The organism is Acidaminobacter sp. JC074, assembly GCF_022496765.1.
GTDB lineage: Bacteria > Bacillota > Clostridia > Peptostreptococcales > Acidaminobacteraceae > JABXKX01.
Genome location: NZ_VANV01000012.1, coordinates 118,249 through 133,362, shown reverse-complemented (window position 1 = coordinate 133,362; position 15,114 = coordinate 118,249). Strand labels below are relative to the sequence as shown.

Below are 15,114 nucleotides of genomic sequence, written 5' to 3'. Positions count from 1 at the left end.
CCCCTCTCTATCTGTGTCTTACATTATCTACTATACCCAAAATAAATTCTTTGTTGGTTATCTTATTGTTAAACAACTCATGGTTAAAATAAGATTCTATAAATGCCACGGACCCTCTGGCAAGCGTTAAATCAATAGCATGTCTTATGGCTCTTTCAACGCTTGAAGGTGTCGTATCGTGTTTAGATGCGATATCCGGATACACTTCCTTTGTAATCTTTACAACAGTTGTATCGTTTTTAGCAACCATAGTAATAGCATGTTTTAAATAATGATAACCCTTAACATGTAGCGGCACACCCAGTTTATTAAGCTCGCTGGTGATGCGCTCATCTAACCTTAAGTTAATTTTATCACTTTTTATAACCTTATTACTTGGCTTTTCACCATGAAAAAGCTGATTCATCCTGTCAATAAATACAGGTACTTCAAAGGGTTTGATGATATAATACATTGCCCCTAAACTCATGGCACGTTTTGTGATGATATCATGACCTATTGCCGATAAGATGACAACTTCAGGTGCATGGATACCCTGTATTTTCTCTAAAACAGTTAAACCGTCTGCCTTAGGCATTACCATATCTAAAATGACAATGTCTGGTCTTTTCTCATGAATCAGAGATATGCCCTCTAATCCGTCCTTTGCCATACCAATTACATGAAAGCCCTCTTCCTTATCTAAATTCTCTTTTAAAAGAAAAGATAAGCTTTCGTTATCATCAACAATGATAACACTTTTACTTTTTAACATTATTACTCTCCATTTTTTGCATAGAAAGGCTAGCTTTTTCCAACATTTCCTTAGCATTTTGTCTTGAAGTATGGCTTGTAGACATACCACTTAGCATCCTTGCAATTTCAGACAATCTATCATCTTCATTTAATTCAACAACATCTGTCTGTCCCAAATCCTTTTGGATTAAAAAGTGACGCCTTCCCATCACTGCTATTTGAGGCAAGTGTGTAATACATAAAACTTGATAGTTTGAAGTGATTTCGTGAATTTTTTCACCAACTACAATGGCTGTATTACCACTAATACCTGTATCTACTTCATCGAACACCAATGTAGAAATTACATCGTGATTGGATAAAGCGATTTTAATTGCCAGCATGATTCTTGAAATCTCACCACCCGATGCCACCTTAGATAAAGGTTTGACAGGCATACCAGGATTAGTAGATATCATAAACTCAATTTCATCAAAGCCGTTAGGCGACAAACGGTATTCACCATCTGGCAATTTCTTTTCAACAAATGCAATTTCAAATTGACAAGTACCCATATTTAAAACAGACAACTCCTTAACCACCTGCGGTATAAAGAGGTCTTTAAGAGCATGTCTTGACTCTTGTAATTGCTTTGATTGATCTATATAAGCACGTTTTGCTTTTAGAATCTCTTGGTTGAGACCAGCTAGGATCTCATCTTGTCTTAAAGCTATGTCTAAACGCTGACTTAAGTCATCTCTCTTTTCTAATATATCATGAACTGTTTTGCCATATTTCAGCTTAAGTTCATTGACGGCATTCATTCTTTCTTCAGTCTCAAACATCTCTTGTTCGTCCACATCTAGACCGTCAAGGTAATGTCTGAACTCTGATTGTAAATCATCTATCATATAGACAACTTCATTCAGCTGGTTAGAATAGCCTTCTAACTTGTCATCGTATGAAGATATGTCTCCTAATAACCTAGTGGCAGTCTGAAGCATCTCTTTGACATTAGAACTGTTGTCTCCAGAAAGAATTTCTGATATGCCCTGTGTATTTTGAAAAATTTGCTCTAAATGCTTATAATACTCATATTTTTCTTCTAGATGCTTTTCATCGTCACCTGTCAGATTCAAAGCATCTATTTCTTGGAGTTGAAACTTTAAATAGTTAATATCACCGGATTCAGAACCCGCTAGCTTTTCGATTTCTGACTTTAAGCGCTTAATCTCTCCATATAAGGTCTGTACCTGTAAAATCAAGTCCTGATGGTCATAACCACCCATTAGATCTAAATATTTCAAATGATTTTTAGGATAGAGAAGTGACTGGTGCTCATGTTGACCATGGATATCTATCAACAAATCAGACAAGTCTTTTAGTGTACTGATTGTGATAACACGGTCATTTAACCTGATAACAGAACGATTAGATGGTAGTATCTCTCTTGTAATGATCAAAAGATCATCATCTAAGACAATACCCATATCGTCTAGTGAGCTTCTTATAGAAGGATCTTCTATAACAAAGACAAGTTGCACCACTGCTTTTTTCGCACCCACACGTATCAAATCTCCTGATACCTTACCACCAAGTCCAGCATTAATAGCCCCGATAATCATAGACTTACCGGCACCTGTTTCACCAGTAAAGACATTGAGACCTTTATCCAGACTTAGGTTGAGTGATTCGATTAAGATAAAGTTTTCGATTCGGATTTCAATTAACATTTAAAACCTCTACTTTTGGCTATTGAAGTAAACCTTCTAATTCTTTTATTGCTGCATCAATGTTTTCTTCATTTCTAATCAAAACAAAGATTGTATCATCACCTGCTAATGAACCAACCACATCTTTTAAATTTAAGGCATCTAAAGCAGCAGCCGCTGCATTGGCTGCACCAACAAGGGTCTTAATCACAATGATGTTTGACGCATAGTCTATTGAGATGACTGAATCTCTAAAAAGCTTCTTAAATCTTTCAGACATAGAAGTTTCATGTTGCTTTAAAGTCGCATACTTGTAACGACCTTCACGTGTCAGTACCTTGATTAGTCTTAATTCCTTGATGTCTCTTGAAACGGTCGCTTGAGTTACATTAAAACCACTGTCGCATAGTGTTTTAGCAAGTTCCTCTTGCGTTTCAATTTCATGCTTATTAATTAGTTCCAATATTTTAGAATGTCTAGAATACTTCACTTTTTCCCCCAATCTTATTTCTTCAGACTCTTATGTGCATCCTCTACGAGGGTCCTTAATGCTTGTGTGTCATAAAAATCTAAATCCTTAGTTAAATCTCTTTTAAATCCATAGCCTAAAAATTCAATATTACCTTTAGGACCTGTAATTGGAGAAAAAGAAACATTTTCTATTTGAAAGCCTGCATCATAAGCATACGATAAGACTTTTTCAATAACATCCATATGAACAGCAGGGTCTCTGACCACACCATTCTTTTTAACCTTCTCTCTACCAGCTTCAAATTGCGGCTTGATTAAAAATACAATTTGAGCCCCCTCTTTCATCAAAGAGGCTGCCACTGGTAAAACCAGCTTTAATGATATAAAGGATACATCTATGCTGACAAAATCAAGCATATCATCAATGTCTTCAGCTTTAACGTGACGGATATTGGTTCTTTCCATATTGATGACATTTTCAAGATTTCTAAGTTTCCAGTCAAGTTGCCCGTAGCCAACATCCACTGAATAAACCTTTGATGCACCATTTTGTAACATGCAGTCTGTAAAGCCACCTGTTGAAGCACCGATATCCATACAGACTTTATCTGTAAGACTGATTGGAAATGCCTTCATGGCCTTTTCAAGCTTTAAACCACCTCTAGAAACATACTGAAGTGTTTTGCCCTTGATTTCTATGGCCGCTTCCTTGTCGATGGTTGTACCTGGTTTATCAACACGTTGATTATCTACAAAGATGACACCTGACATAATCGCACGCTTTGCTTTTTCTCTTGATTCAAACAACCCCTGTTCTACCAAGAGAATATCTATTCTTTCTTTTTTAGCCATTTAAGCTCCTTATTTTAGTAACAATAGAATCAACGTCAAGACCATGTTTTGTAAATAGCTTATCTACCGTACCATGTTCTACAAACTCATTCGGCAGACCTATTTTTTCTACAGAACGATTAAGCACACCAGAAACATATTGGCCATAGCCACCCTTAATGGCATGATCTTCTAAAGTTACAATCTTATTTTTACTCAAGAGCAAATCTTTCAATTCATCCGTCATAGGCACCAACTGTCTTGGATTAATCAACTCACAAGATATCCCCTCATCTTCTAGTTTCTTAACCACATCAAGTCCTATGTCGACCATTTTACCAACTGCAACAAGTGAAATATCACCTTGAGATAAAACTTCTGCTTGAGTAGAGAAGTCGCTTCTGTTAATTTCAAGTGCAGTCCCTCTTGGGTATCTAATAGCTAAAGGACCTTCAAATGTATATGACGCCTCTAACATTTTTTCTAATTCGATTTTATCTTTTGGTGCCCATATGGTCATATTAGGAATATGGCTTAAATAAGCAATGTCAAACATACCATGATGGGTTTCACCATCTTCACCGACTAGGCCAGCCCTGTCGATACAGAAAGTAACATTCAAGTTTTGTAAACAAACATCATGTACAATTTGATCATAAGCACGCTGCAAAAATGTTGAGTAAATACAGACATAAGGCTTCATACCGGCCACAGCCATACCCGCTGCCATGGTGACAGCATTTTGCTCTGCAATACCAACATCTATAAATTGGTCTGGCAGTACTTTTGAAAACTCTGTTAAACCAGTCCCTGATGGCATAGCAGCCGTAAAGGCAAAAATATCTTTATGGTCTTTGGCCATAGATAGGAGCTTTTTACCCATTGTATCTTGGTATTTCTCTGTTGAAGACGGCAAGACGCCTTCTTCAAGATCAAATTTACCAACACCATGGTACTTCTCTGGCTCTTTTTCAGCAAAAGGATACCCCTTGCCTTTGGTCGTCGATACATGTAATAGAATAGGTCCTTTAACATCTTTGATATGTTCTAAGATATCAAGCATCTTAGTGATGTCATGACCGTCTACCACACCAAAATAAGTAAAACCTAATTCTTCAAAGAGCATACCTTTTACAAAAATCTGCTTGACGCTGTTTTTTAAAGCACGCAGAATATTTTCTATAGGTTTGCCTATCAGAGGTATCTTTCTTAAAACCTTAGTTAACTTCACTTTAAAGTGGTCATAAAATGTTGTTGTACGCGCCTTAGACAAGATGGTTGTCACAGCACCAACATTAGATGAAATAGACATTTCATTGTCATTTAAAACGACGATAATATTTTCTTCAGAATGACCAGCATAGTTTAAGGCTTCAAAGGCCATACCACCCGTTAGGGCGCCATCACCAATAACAGCAATCGCATGGTGGTCAAGTCCAGCACTTCTAAATGCTTTTGCATAACCAAGTGCTGCAGATATTGAAGTCGATGAATGACCAGCTTCAAAGGCATCATGTTCACTTTCACATGCCTTTAGAAAACCACTCATGCCTTCAAACTGACGAAGACCTTTAAAATCTTCTTGTCTTCCTGTTAAAATCTTGTGTACGTACCCCTGATGACCAACATCAAATATGATCTTGTCATTAGGGCTCTCAAAAACCTTGTGTAGGGCAAGTGTTAATTCCACAACGCCCAAGTTAGATGATAAATGTCCACCAGTTGATGAAACATTCTCTAACAAAAAAGATCTGATTTGAACAGCCAAATCCTTCAATTCACTAGTTTTAAGATTGTTAAGATCCTGTGGTGAATGAATATCTTTTAGTTCTATCATTTTTTCTCCATTATATATTTTTTATAAACTTGAAAGGTGTTTTCTCATTACAGACATACATAACCTTTCCAGCAAAATTGACAATTTCTTTGGTATAACCAAGGGCAATTTCCTTACCAATGGCTTTACCCCCAACAGTTAAACATGCCACTGTTGCAGACAAAAGAACGCTGATTAAGTACTGCTCGATCTTATCACCGTGTAAGGCAATAATCTTAACAACTATAACAGCACTGGCAGCTCCCGAAACGATTCCAGCAATATCCCCAATAACGTCATTTAAGAAGTTGGTTACCTTACTGGCATTTCTTAAAAGTAAAAGTGAATACTTGGCAGATGGTACTTTTGAAGCTGCCATTGAATGAAACGGCGCAGGCGAACCTGCTGCTACAGCTGTACCCACTGTATCAAATAAAACACCTATTAAAACAATAGACAAGACCACTATGATAGCAGATAAAAGTCCAGTGTTTCCCATCAGTCTGTCAGTGACAAAACTGATGACAATCGTTATAAAGAATGTAACCCCAGAGATCAAATAGATCCAGGAATTCAACTTCACTTTAATTTTTTTCATAAATCCTCTTTTTTTATATAAATGGGGCAGTAAAAAAAGTAAATTCTGCGACTTAGGTCTAGTAGGATTTCCCATACATCAACTGATTTGTCGCCAAATCAGCAGTTCCCTTTTAATCATGTATTAGCGCAGTTTCCTAACGCTAGACTAGACTACCACTTAGTTCACACTTCAATCCATTTAATACATTCAGCCTAGGAGTTTTCCTCAGCAGTCAAATAACTTCCTAGCCTCTTTTGCCAAATTGGTTTAGATGAGCAATAATCAAATCATATTGGCCGATACAATCTGATCTGGTCTACCGTCCACCATCTTCAGCTCAAGGCAGGCTACACTACACGTACCACAACTGTTAGGTTAAACAGAAGCAACACATTGTAGGTGTAATCTTGCATTGCAAGTCTCCACGGAAAGAGGGTCAACGCCCACATGCCATTGCGGATCGCCCCCTACTCCTTACTCCCAGCAATCACCCCAGACTGGGCGTCTAAAGCAAATACCAGGAACTTCATCGATGTGCCCTCTGACGAATTTTTAGGCCCGCCTTCAGAAATTAAAGTACTGACTAGGATACTGTGCCCCAATTATTTAGAAATAAAAATTTGCAACCAAAATACCGAGTATGGCACCACCGATAACTTCAAATGGTGTATGCCCAATAAGTTCTTTCAATTGCTCACCTTCTATATGTTTGTGCTCTGAAATATCATGAATCATTTGATTCAAAATAACGGCTTGTTTACCAACTGCTCGTCTTACCCCAGATGCATCATACATAACAATAAACGTAAAAACCAAACTCAAAGCATAAAAAGGTGTATCAAATCCCATATCTAAACCAATAGCAGTTGAGACACTCATTACACTTGATGTATGGGAACTTGGGAAGCCCCCCGACCCCCAAAATCTCCCTATATCCAATCTTTTTTCAAAGGCTAATGTCAAAATAACTTTCATAAACTGCGCAATGAACCAGGCCACAAAGGCAACCTTGAAAAATTCATTGGCAATTAACTCATTAAAAAACCTCACTCTATCTCCTAACTGTTTCTATAACACAAATAATCAACCAGCATCTTTAAGAAAGTGACATCCCCAGAAAAACCATCTAAAATATCATGTGCTTCCTGAGTTAATGATAACAACTTTTCTTTAGACGCTTCTAAACCATGTAATGAAGGATAAGTTAATTTCTTGTTCTTTTCATCACTACCGATTGGTTTTCCCAGCGTTTCTTCATCACTTTCAATGTCTAAGATATCATCTTTGATTTGAAAGGCGATGCCCACACATGCGCCTAAGCGCTCCAAATTCTTTATTACTTTATCATCAGCACCTGCTATATGACCACCTGCAAGCAAAGCACAAGTTAAAAGTGCCGATGTTTTATTCATTTGAATATAGTGAAGAATGTCTGCATCTCCACCTTGATCTTCAGACATAATATCTGCAACCTGTCCACCAATCATGCCTTGATGACCTGAGGCCTTAGAAACAGCTTTCATAGCATTTACATGATTCATAGAAATAGCTTTATCACTCATAAGCTCAAAAGCGTAATTCAACAAGCCATCACCCGCTAAAATGGCCATGGCTTCACCGTATACTATGTGATTGGTCTTTTTCCCTCTTCTTAAATCATCATCATCCATAGCAGGAAGATCATCGTGTATCAAAGAATAGGTATGAATCATTTCGATGGCGCAAGCATAGTCTATGACTTGAGATTCATGAGCACCAAACAAGCGTCCAATTTCTAAAGCTAATATAGGTCTAATTCTTTTACCACCTGATAAAAGACTGTATTTCATTGAATCATGAAGTTTCTTTTCGAATTCATTCTGATGTTCATTAAAAAAAGTAGCTAGATGTTTTTCTACGACTTGTGCTTTATTATGTAAACTCTCTTTAAAATTCATTTACTCTCCAAAATCATTAAATGAAACAGCCTCTTTTTCTCCTGTTTCCATATTATCTATTAAGATCTTTACCTGGTCTTCTGCACCCTCTAGAACCTGATGGCATGCATTGTAAAGACCGATCCCTTTTTCAAAGGCTGATAAAGCCTCAGATAGAGATAATTCACCAGCTTCAAGAGAAGCCACAATCTCATCTAATTTTTTAAGATCTTTTTCAAAATCTTTAAATTTATTCATTATGGGTCTTCCTTTCTTTTGAAATGACCTCAGTTTTAATTATACCATTTTTTAGTATAATATCAATTGAATCTGTTACCTGGACATCATCAACAGATGTAATGGTTTTGTGGTCTTTTTGTACAACAGCATAACCACGATTTAAAGTCGATAAAGGCGAGGCCCCATCTAAGCGTAAAGCCAGTTTTTCCAAGTGGTTGCCATAAGACATGGTTAAGAATTCCATGGCATTTCTAAGCCTGGTTCCAGACCATTCTAGCTGTGATTTTTCTGTTGATATGTCCCTTGAGATTAGTTGACATAACTTTTTCTTGTTACTTCTCTCTAAGAGAATTTTTTTGCTTTGTATTTCATTTGATACAGATTGTATGAGTCTTGACTTTTGCAAGCTTAAATGATCATAGTAAACACTCATATCTGATACAGCCATTTCTGCAGCTTCAGAAGGCGTTGCAGCCCTTTTGTCTGATACAAAGTCAGAAATGGTAAAGTCTGTTTCATGACCAACACCTGAAATAACAGGAATCTTAGAAGCATAGATAGCTTCAGCCACCATGAGTTCATTAAATGCCCACAACTCTTCTATAGAACCGCCACCTCTTGAAACAATAATGGTATCCACTGGATTGTCATTAAAGTAATCAATGGCAGATGCAATTTCAAACTTAGCCATCTCACCCTGAACATGAACCGGATAAATCTGAATCTCTACATAAGGGTTTCTTCTGGTCATGACTGTTATCATATCCCTAACAGCAGCACTGGTCGGTGATGTAATAAGACCAACCTTTGCAGGAAATCTAGGTATCTCATTTGACTTTAGAAAATACCCTTCCTTGTCCAAACGATCCTTTAAAAGGTTAAATGCTTTAAAAAGCTCACCTTTACCTACTTCAGTCATAGAAGTTACGTAAATCTGATACTTGCCTTCTCTTTCATAAACAGATACTCGGCCTGAGATTTCCGTTTTTTCACCATCAGCTGGCATATAATCAAGGTTTTCTGCATCAGACCGAAACATAACACACTGAATTTTAGAAGTTTCGTCCTTTAGAGTAAAGTAGATATGACCACTTGAATGTAATTTAAAATTTGATATTTCACCGACAACTCGTAGTTGACTTAGGATAGGATCAAATTGTAATTGTCTTTTTATGTAGCTGTTAAGTTCACTAACAGCCATGGCTCTTAATTTGATGATCTCACCACATTTCCATAATAGGCGTTGCCTACAGCATGATCTGTCGAATACTCGATGCTGGTAAACAAAACCTTGTCTGACAGAGAGGATACTTCTTCTCTAATCAGTTTGTTTGCTGAAACACCACCTGACATAATGATTCTGTCATAATTTGTTTCATCCAAAGCTTTTTTTAATACTTTACATAAGAGTTTGCCTATATATCTAAAGAGTGTGACAGAAACCTTTTCTATAGAACCCTCTTTGTCATAATAAGCCTTTAATTGATTCTCTATGCCGGATATGTTGAAGGACATATCCTTTATAGACATCTTAAGGGGATAGACTTCTGAGGATGTATAGATGTCCATGGCCTGACCACAAGGAAAATCCAGTCCCATGTAGACGCCCAGTCTGTCAATGAGTTTACCAAAACTCAAATCCAAAGTTTCTCCGATAATTGAAATAGACAAGTCAGAATCAACGGCTAGAATCTCGCTTGTACCACCTGATATATGAACGCCCACAAAGTTCCCCTGAACACCATGTTCCAAAAGTGTGGCATAAAGATGGTTTTCCTGATGAGACAGATAAAGCACCTGGGTATCAAGTGTATCACCTATAACTTCAGCAAAACGCATACCAGCTGTAAAAACAGGCATGTATGAACCTTCTAAAGGTCTCGGCCTATCAGAGACCACAATCCTATCAATCTCTCTTACATCTATTTTATAAACCATTTCCTTATAAAGTATAGGTAGATTCTGCACATGTTGAAAAAAAGCATCAGCTTGTCTAAGACCAACTGTGCCCTTTTTAACAGTCAATAACTTTCGACCTTCATATACAACATTTTTACCATCCATGACAACAAGTGACGTTGTATAACAAGATGTATCAATCCCTAAACTAAGCATTTTCGATTGATTTTAAAATAGATGCCAATACACCATTGATATACTTTGGTGCTTGATCGTCTGCAAACACTTTGGCAAGCTCTATGGCTTCGTTGATAGATACCTTTAGAGGAATATCATTTAAATACATCATCTCAGTCACAGCAAGTCTCATAATTGCAAGTTCAACTTTACCGATTCTATCAATGTCCCATTTCTTCAAATTGTTTGAAATTTCATTATCAATAAGAGTCTTATAATCAATAAATGACTTAACAACCGTCATAAAATATTGATCATTTACTGGTGTTGTATCTTCCATTAACTCATAAGCATCTGTAAAGAATGAAAAAATATAATTATTATGAACATCAGCTTGGTAAATTAACTTCATGATGTTCTCTCTCATTTTATTTCTATTCACTATGCGCTCCTTTTACAAAAGTTAAACTAACTCCAAAGAGTTAGTTTACTCATCTACCTTGTCATGGTCTTTATCTAAGTTAATGCCTTGAACATTAACATCAATGCTTGTTACTTTTAGGTCAGTCATGTTCTCAATAGCAGTTTTTACACTCTCTTGCACTTTCCAAGCAATTTCTGGTATAACAACACCAAAATCTACCACAATATTTAAGTCTACTTGTACTTCATCTTCATCGTTTATTTCTACGCGAACACCTTTAGTCATGTTCTTTCTTCCGAGAATCTCTGCAATGTCTCCTGCAAGTGTACCGGCAAGCTGTATGCCTTCTATCTCACTAGCAGCTATATTGGTGATGATGCCTATAACATCATCTGATATATTGACATGTCCAAATTCATGTGCTTGTATTTCTTTTTCAGACATAATTAATTCCTCCAATCCTCATAATTATACCAAAGGATGGTCTTATATTCAAGTTTACATAATTAAATTACTAATACCATTTTGTCACATTTTAATATAGGTGTTAGGTGTTACTATCTCAATTGGACTTAATTCAAAATCTTTAACATTTCTTGTAATGATTAAGTCAATCTTATGACGCACAGCTACGATAATAATTAAAGCATCTTCATAATCCTCTATACCTAAGCCCAAGGCATTTATACAATCTTCAGGAGTTACATCCAATATAGTAAACAAGTCTAAAATATTTTCGATTGCCTTTCTAGCAACTGATCTCGTTTTTGAATACTTGTTTAACAGATAAAATATATCAGTAATAGAGGATGCAGAAATGCAGCCTTGAATCTCATTATTTGCAATCCTAATAAAGATTTTTTCACCATCCACATGCCAAGGTTGTCTGGACGTCAACACGTCTATCACTACATTTGTATCTATCAAAACTTTTTTCATCACTACTCCAATCTCTCAGCTTTCACATCAATATTTTTTGCATGAGAAATTACACCAAATAATGCAGTAGCTTTATCTACTCTAGATTGCATTGGATTAGATAACTTGGCGATGATTTTTCCATTCTTAGTAATATAGATATCTTCTTCAAGAGACTTACTCAGATAGAATGAAAGATTATTTTTAAGATCAGTCACAGTAATTGACATAGAATCACTTCCTTTCACTTAATTATAACATTTTCGTACTATAAAATCAAAATTTCGTACCATTAAAGAAGAATATAGTACGTAGGTTAAAGAAGTTCCTGAATATCTTTAGCTGCTAGCTGATAATTCAAAATAGGTCTAACACCAAACTCTTTAAAGAGACTTTTATCTAAGTCTCCTATATCTAAATACAAGATGTCAGAATAGGTTCTTTTTAAATGATCCAAAGCAGAAGCTATTAAGATCTTTAATGGAACTGACTTATTTTTTTCAAGTACACACAAGGCATCTATGTATGCAGAAGTTGAACCTACAACCATATAAGAAATCAGACCACTATTGTTGTAAAAGCCCGTATACTGTTTGTTCCCATCTACTTTGACATCCTCTTCAATCAATCTTACAATAGATGCTACAACACTTGCTTCATATTCACCTTGACACTCAGAAATGATAGTAGAATAGGTTTCTATCATATGATCAGGCACCTTGTCATTAAACTCAACAATGGCTTGTTTTTGATATTTATCAACCATAGCCCGATCATAATTAATAGGAATCTGGTATCTACCTTTTCTTACAAGACACTTAAAACCCTTTTCTATATAAAACTCATAGTCTTCTCTATATTTACAGGAAGGATAGATCTTCACGTCACCCAATTTAGAAGCCTTCAACATACCACTTGAAAACAAGTAATCCTTTAGCTCTTTAAATCTATAAAAGCTACTTATATGATAACTATAAGTCACAAGAGATCCATCAATGTACAAGCTGTAAGATCCTATAATGTCATATGCATCATTTAAAAGATAATACTTGTTCTCAAAGTAATCTCTTTCCACCTTCATAAGGAGCATAAAATGATTAATGGATTCGATTCCCTTCTTGCCACCATCTATTCTTCTCAAATTGTCATAATCATAAATTTTTCTATAATCGTCTTCCACAAGCTTACTTGAGTCAAACTTAACCAAATTAAATTCATTGTCTAGTATATGAATACGCTCTATTTCTTTGTACATATGAGTTGCCCTCCACAATTCTTTTACTATATTTTACATAAAACTAACTCATAAAAAAAGTATTTCACAAAAAGAATACTGTATTAAAAAGTTTAATCACACCAATTAATGACTTGTTTTTCCAAATAGTATATAATCTAAGGTATTGAAAGGTATGGAGAAATTTATGAATAAGAGACTGCTCGAGTATCAACGACAATTTGAAGAATCTTCAATGTCCTACATCATTTTTGATAGAGATTTTAATGTTTTGTATGCCAACAGAAAAGCAAAAGAAATATCCTATAAGCTATTTGGAAAGACCATGCATAAGCATTCTTATATGCTTGATTTTGTAACAGATGGATTCTTACCGAACTTCAGAGAAGCTGTTTCAGAAACACATCAAGGCCAAGTCAAGGTTTTTGAAAAGTCAGTTAAATCTTTTGAAGATAACAACTATTGGTTTCATTATGAGTTTACACCCTTCTTTGTCGAAGAAACCGTTAATGGTACGATTTTAAGGTCGTTCGAGACATCTGAAAAGTACAGAGAAGATCCATCTTTTCAAAACTATACGGATCTCTTTAAGATTATTGATGAGCAAATTACCCTACTTGATCAAAACGGTCATGTCTTATGGTGTAACAGAAAACTGTGTCAATATGAAGACAACTTATGTTTTCAGGACTGTTTGATCACTGATTTCAAATCTCAAAATACAGTATCTCTAAAAGCTGCCCTTTTGCATGTAGACAAATACGATGAATGGAAAGGTGTTTTCAGCTTACAATCAAAGCCAAACCTCAGGGTCGTTGAGAAAAAGATTGTCAAGTTTGACAACAACAACTTTGAAGATACAAGATACATTGTTGTTTCTAAAGATATTACAGAACAAGAAACTTACAAAAGTAAAAGTGAAAGTCGCTTTAAATTTGACAATATCACTGGTATCTATAACAGAAACATCATGGAGTTGATGATTGATCAGAAAATTGCTGAAAAAGAAAAATTTTGCCTACTCAATTTAGACATTGATTCATTTGGAAGAATCAACAGGCTAAAGGGTTATGACTTCGGTGATGCTCTTTTAAACAATACCGTTAAGTTTATTTTAACCCAACTTCCGACATCAACAATATTTAGATCCCATGGTGACTCCTTCTTCATCCTTTTAGATGATGAAGAAGCACTTGTTAAAGCACAGCGTAAAAACCTAGGTACTTATATAGATTTTCAAAACATCAAATATGCTTTTTCTACAGGTATATCAAGGTATCCGAAAGATGCAAACAATACCCAGTCTTTAATTCTGACAGCAGAAACAGCCATGAAAATAGCTAAGCAAAAAAGCGGCATCTCTGCGTCATATTATCATGATGAGTTTAACCGTCAGTCTGACGTAGCTGCCCATATCAACAACACGCTCATACATCATGAATCATACAGTGATTTTTTAAGTTTAAACTATCAACCAATTTGTGATTGCCAACATGATACCATCATTGGTTTTGAGGCACTTATAAGATGGCATGATGACGAATACGGCAGCATATCTCCAGTTCACTTTATTCCACTGGCAGAGGAAAATGGCACCATTGCCAACATCACTAAGTTTGTTATTGATGAAGTCATTAACTTTTTAGATATCAACCAGTGTCAATTCAAAAAAAGGTTTATGTCAGTCAACATTTCCATCATTGATTTGATGAATGATGACCTACTCAATTATATAAAAGAAAAAATAAAGACATATCCTTGGATCAAAGACTGCATCAAACTTGAAATCACTGAAACTTCTATAGTTCAAGACCTAAAAATGTTCAACGATTCAGTCTCAGAACTTAGAGAGCTAGGATTTAAGATTGCTATAGATGACTTCGGTACAGGTTTTTCTTCAATAGATAAATTGGTTTCTGTGGAGTTTGATGTTTTAAAGATAGATAAGAAGTTTGTAGACTTAATCTTAACATCTCGTACAGATAGAATTGTTTTACAGACCATTGTCACACTTGCTAACCAGTTAAATCTTGAAATCATTGCAGAAGGTATAGAAGACATCAACCAGGTAAAGGCACTCAAAGAGCTTGGCATCACCAATATGCAGGGCTACTACTTCTATAAACCTATGAACAGTGAAAAAATAATAGAAACATTTTCAAACCAGCAGACATCTTAGATG

General features: G+C 35.7%; 17 protein-coding genes. 1 reads left to right on the top strand and 16 read right to left on the bottom strand.

Translation table 11 applies throughout. The annotated features are described in order from the left end of the window. Positions 1-7: 7 nt before the first annotated feature. From spo0A to EZV73_RS14690, 16 genes are all read right to left on the bottom strand, one after another. Entirely contained in the window at positions 8-754 is a 747-nt protein-coding gene (gene spo0A, locus EZV73_RS14765) for a sporulation transcription factor Spo0A (RefSeq protein ID WP_240841146.1), read from the bottom strand. Continuing rightward, complete coding sequence (gene recN, locus EZV73_RS14760; RefSeq protein WP_240841144.1) at positions 741-2,447, bottom strand: DNA repair protein RecN; 1,707 nt, start codon at positions 2,445-2,447, stop codon at positions 741-743. Before recN ends, spo0A begins: the two co-directional genes overlap by 14 nt. 19 nt (positions 2,448-2,466) lie before the next feature. Continuing rightward, a complete protein-coding gene (locus EZV73_RS14755) occupies positions 2,467-2,916 on the bottom strand; it encodes an arginine repressor (protein ID WP_240841143.1) in 450 nt (149 codons plus the stop codon). Between the two features lie 14 nt (positions 2,917-2,930). Beyond that, positions 2,931-3,749: a TlyA family RNA methyltransferase gene (locus tag EZV73_RS14750; protein ID WP_240841141.1), complete on the bottom strand. Its 819-nt coding sequence runs from the start codon at positions 3,747-3,749 to the stop codon at positions 2,931-2,933. Then, entirely contained in the window at positions 3,742-5,565 is a 1,824-nt protein-coding gene (dxs, locus tag EZV73_RS14745) for a 1-deoxy-D-xylulose-5-phosphate synthase (protein ID WP_240841139.1), read from the bottom strand. The genes EZV73_RS14750 and dxs overlap by 8 nt, the downstream gene beginning before the upstream one ends. Positions 5,566-5,575: 10 nt before the next feature. Next, positions 5,576-6,142 (bottom strand): hypothetical protein, encoded by a 567-nt coding sequence (locus EZV73_RS14740; RefSeq protein ID WP_240841137.1) that lies wholly within the window; start codon positions 6,140-6,142, stop codon positions 5,576-5,578. Positions 6,143-6,730: 588 nt separating this feature from the next. Beyond that, positions 6,731-7,174, bottom strand: coding sequence for a divergent PAP2 family protein (locus EZV73_RS14735; protein WP_240841136.1), 444 nt, complete (start codon positions 7,172-7,174; stop codon positions 6,731-6,733). Between the two features lie 8 nt (positions 7,175-7,182). Further along, positions 7,183-8,061, bottom strand: coding sequence for a polyprenyl synthetase family protein (locus EZV73_RS14730; RefSeq protein WP_240841134.1), 879 nt, complete (start codon positions 8,059-8,061; stop codon positions 7,183-7,185). Then, a complete protein-coding gene (locus EZV73_RS14725) occupies positions 8,062-8,298 on the bottom strand; it encodes an exodeoxyribonuclease VII small subunit (protein WP_240841132.1) in 237 nt (78 codons plus the stop codon). Further along, the gene (xseA, locus tag EZV73_RS14720; protein WP_240841130.1) at positions 8,291-9,481 is read right to left on the bottom strand and encodes an exodeoxyribonuclease VII large subunit; all 1,191 of its coding nucleotides are present in this window, start codon (positions 9,479-9,481) and stop codon (positions 8,291-8,293) included. The genes EZV73_RS14725 and xseA overlap by 8 nt, the downstream gene beginning before the upstream one ends. 5 nt (positions 9,482-9,486) lie before the next feature. Further along, on the bottom strand, positions 9,487-10,395 hold the full coding sequence (locus EZV73_RS14715; protein WP_240841129.1) for a peptidase M22: 909 nt from the start codon (positions 10,393-10,395) through the stop codon (positions 9,487-9,489). Next, positions 10,388-10,798: a transcription antitermination factor NusB gene (nusB, locus tag EZV73_RS14710; RefSeq protein WP_240841127.1), complete on the bottom strand. Its 411-nt coding sequence runs from the start codon at positions 10,796-10,798 to the stop codon at positions 10,388-10,390. The genes EZV73_RS14715 and nusB overlap by 8 nt, the downstream gene beginning before the upstream one ends. 45 nt (positions 10,799-10,843) lie before the next feature. Continuing rightward, positions 10,844-11,224, bottom strand: a complete 381-nt coding sequence (locus EZV73_RS14705) for an Asp23/Gls24 family envelope stress response protein (RefSeq protein WP_240841125.1) — start codon at positions 11,222-11,224, stop codon at positions 10,844-10,846. Between the two features lie 84 nt (positions 11,225-11,308). Continuing rightward, positions 11,309-11,719 carry a PIN domain-containing protein gene (locus EZV73_RS14700; RefSeq protein WP_240841124.1) on the bottom strand — a complete coding sequence of 137 codons (411 nt, stop codon included), beginning with the start codon at positions 11,717-11,719 and terminating at the stop codon, positions 11,309-11,311. Positions 11,720-11,721: 2 nt separating this feature from the next. Then, a complete protein-coding gene (locus EZV73_RS14695) occupies positions 11,722-11,928 on the bottom strand; it encodes a type II toxin-antitoxin system Phd/YefM family antitoxin (RefSeq protein ID WP_240841122.1) in 207 nt (68 codons plus the stop codon). A gap of 86 nt (positions 11,929-12,014) precedes the next feature. After that, positions 12,015-12,953 (bottom strand): hypothetical protein, encoded by a 939-nt coding sequence (locus tag EZV73_RS14690; protein ID WP_240841120.1) that lies wholly within the window; start codon positions 12,951-12,953, stop codon positions 12,015-12,017. Between the two features lie 166 nt (positions 12,954-13,119). Between EZV73_RS14690 and EZV73_RS14685 the strand changes: the two genes are divergently transcribed. Further along, positions 13,120-15,111: a bifunctional diguanylate cyclase/phosphodiesterase gene (locus tag EZV73_RS14685; RefSeq protein ID WP_240841118.1), complete on the top strand. Its 1,992-nt coding sequence runs from the start codon at positions 13,120-13,122 to the stop codon at positions 15,109-15,111. The last annotated feature ends 3 nt before the right edge of the window (positions 15,112-15,114 follow it).

What these genes read in the sequence shown, in the direction of transcription:
- spo0A (WP_240841146.1), bottom strand. Translation starts at nt 754, where the DNA reads ATGTTAAAAAGTAAAAGTGTTATCATTGTTGATGATAACGAAAGCTTA.
- recN (WP_240841144.1), bottom strand. Translation starts at nt 2,447, where the DNA reads ATGTTAATTGAAATCCGAATCGAAAACTTTATCTTAATCGAATCACTC.
- EZV73_RS14750 (WP_240841141.1), bottom strand. Translation starts at nt 3,749, where the DNA reads ATGGCTAAAAAAGAAAGAATAGATATTCTCTTGGTAGAACAGGGGTTG.
- dxs (WP_240841139.1), bottom strand. Translation starts at nt 5,565, where the DNA reads ATGATAGAACTAAAAGATATTCATTCACCACAGGATCTTAACAATCTT.
- EZV73_RS14740 (WP_240841137.1), bottom strand. Translation starts at nt 6,142, where the DNA reads ATGAAAAAAATTAAAGTGAAGTTGAATTCCTGGATCTATTTGATCTCT.
- EZV73_RS14730 (WP_240841134.1), bottom strand. Translation starts at nt 8,061, where the DNA reads ATGAATTTTAAAGAGAGTTTACATAATAAAGCACAAGTCGTAGAAAAA.
- EZV73_RS14725 (WP_240841132.1), bottom strand. Translation starts at nt 8,298, where the DNA reads ATGAATAAATTTAAAGATTTTGAAAAAGATCTTAAAAAATTAGATGAG.
- xseA (WP_240841130.1), bottom strand. Translation starts at nt 9,481, where the DNA reads ATGGCTGTTAGTGAACTTAACAGCTACATAAAAAGACAATTACAATTT.
- EZV73_RS14715 (WP_240841129.1), bottom strand. Translation starts at nt 10,395, where the DNA reads ATGCTTAGTTTAGGGATTGATACATCTTGTTATACAACGTCACTTGTT.
- EZV73_RS14705 (WP_240841125.1), bottom strand. Translation starts at nt 11,224, where the DNA reads ATGTCTGAAAAAGAAATACAAGCACATGAATTTGGACATGTCAATATA.
- EZV73_RS14700 (WP_240841124.1), bottom strand. Translation starts at nt 11,719, where the DNA reads ATGAAAAAAGTTTTGATAGATACAAATGTAGTGATAGACGTGTTGACG.
- EZV73_RS14695 (WP_240841122.1), bottom strand. Translation starts at nt 11,928, where the DNA reads ATGTCAATTACTGTGACTGATCTTAAAAATAATCTTTCATTCTATCTG.
- EZV73_RS14690 (WP_240841120.1), bottom strand. Translation starts at nt 12,953, where the DNA reads ATGTACAAAGAAATAGAGCGTATTCATATACTAGACAATGAATTTAAT.
- EZV73_RS14685 (WP_240841118.1), top strand. Translation starts at nt 13,120, where the DNA reads ATGAATAAGAGACTGCTCGAGTATCAACGACAATTTGAAGAATCTTCA.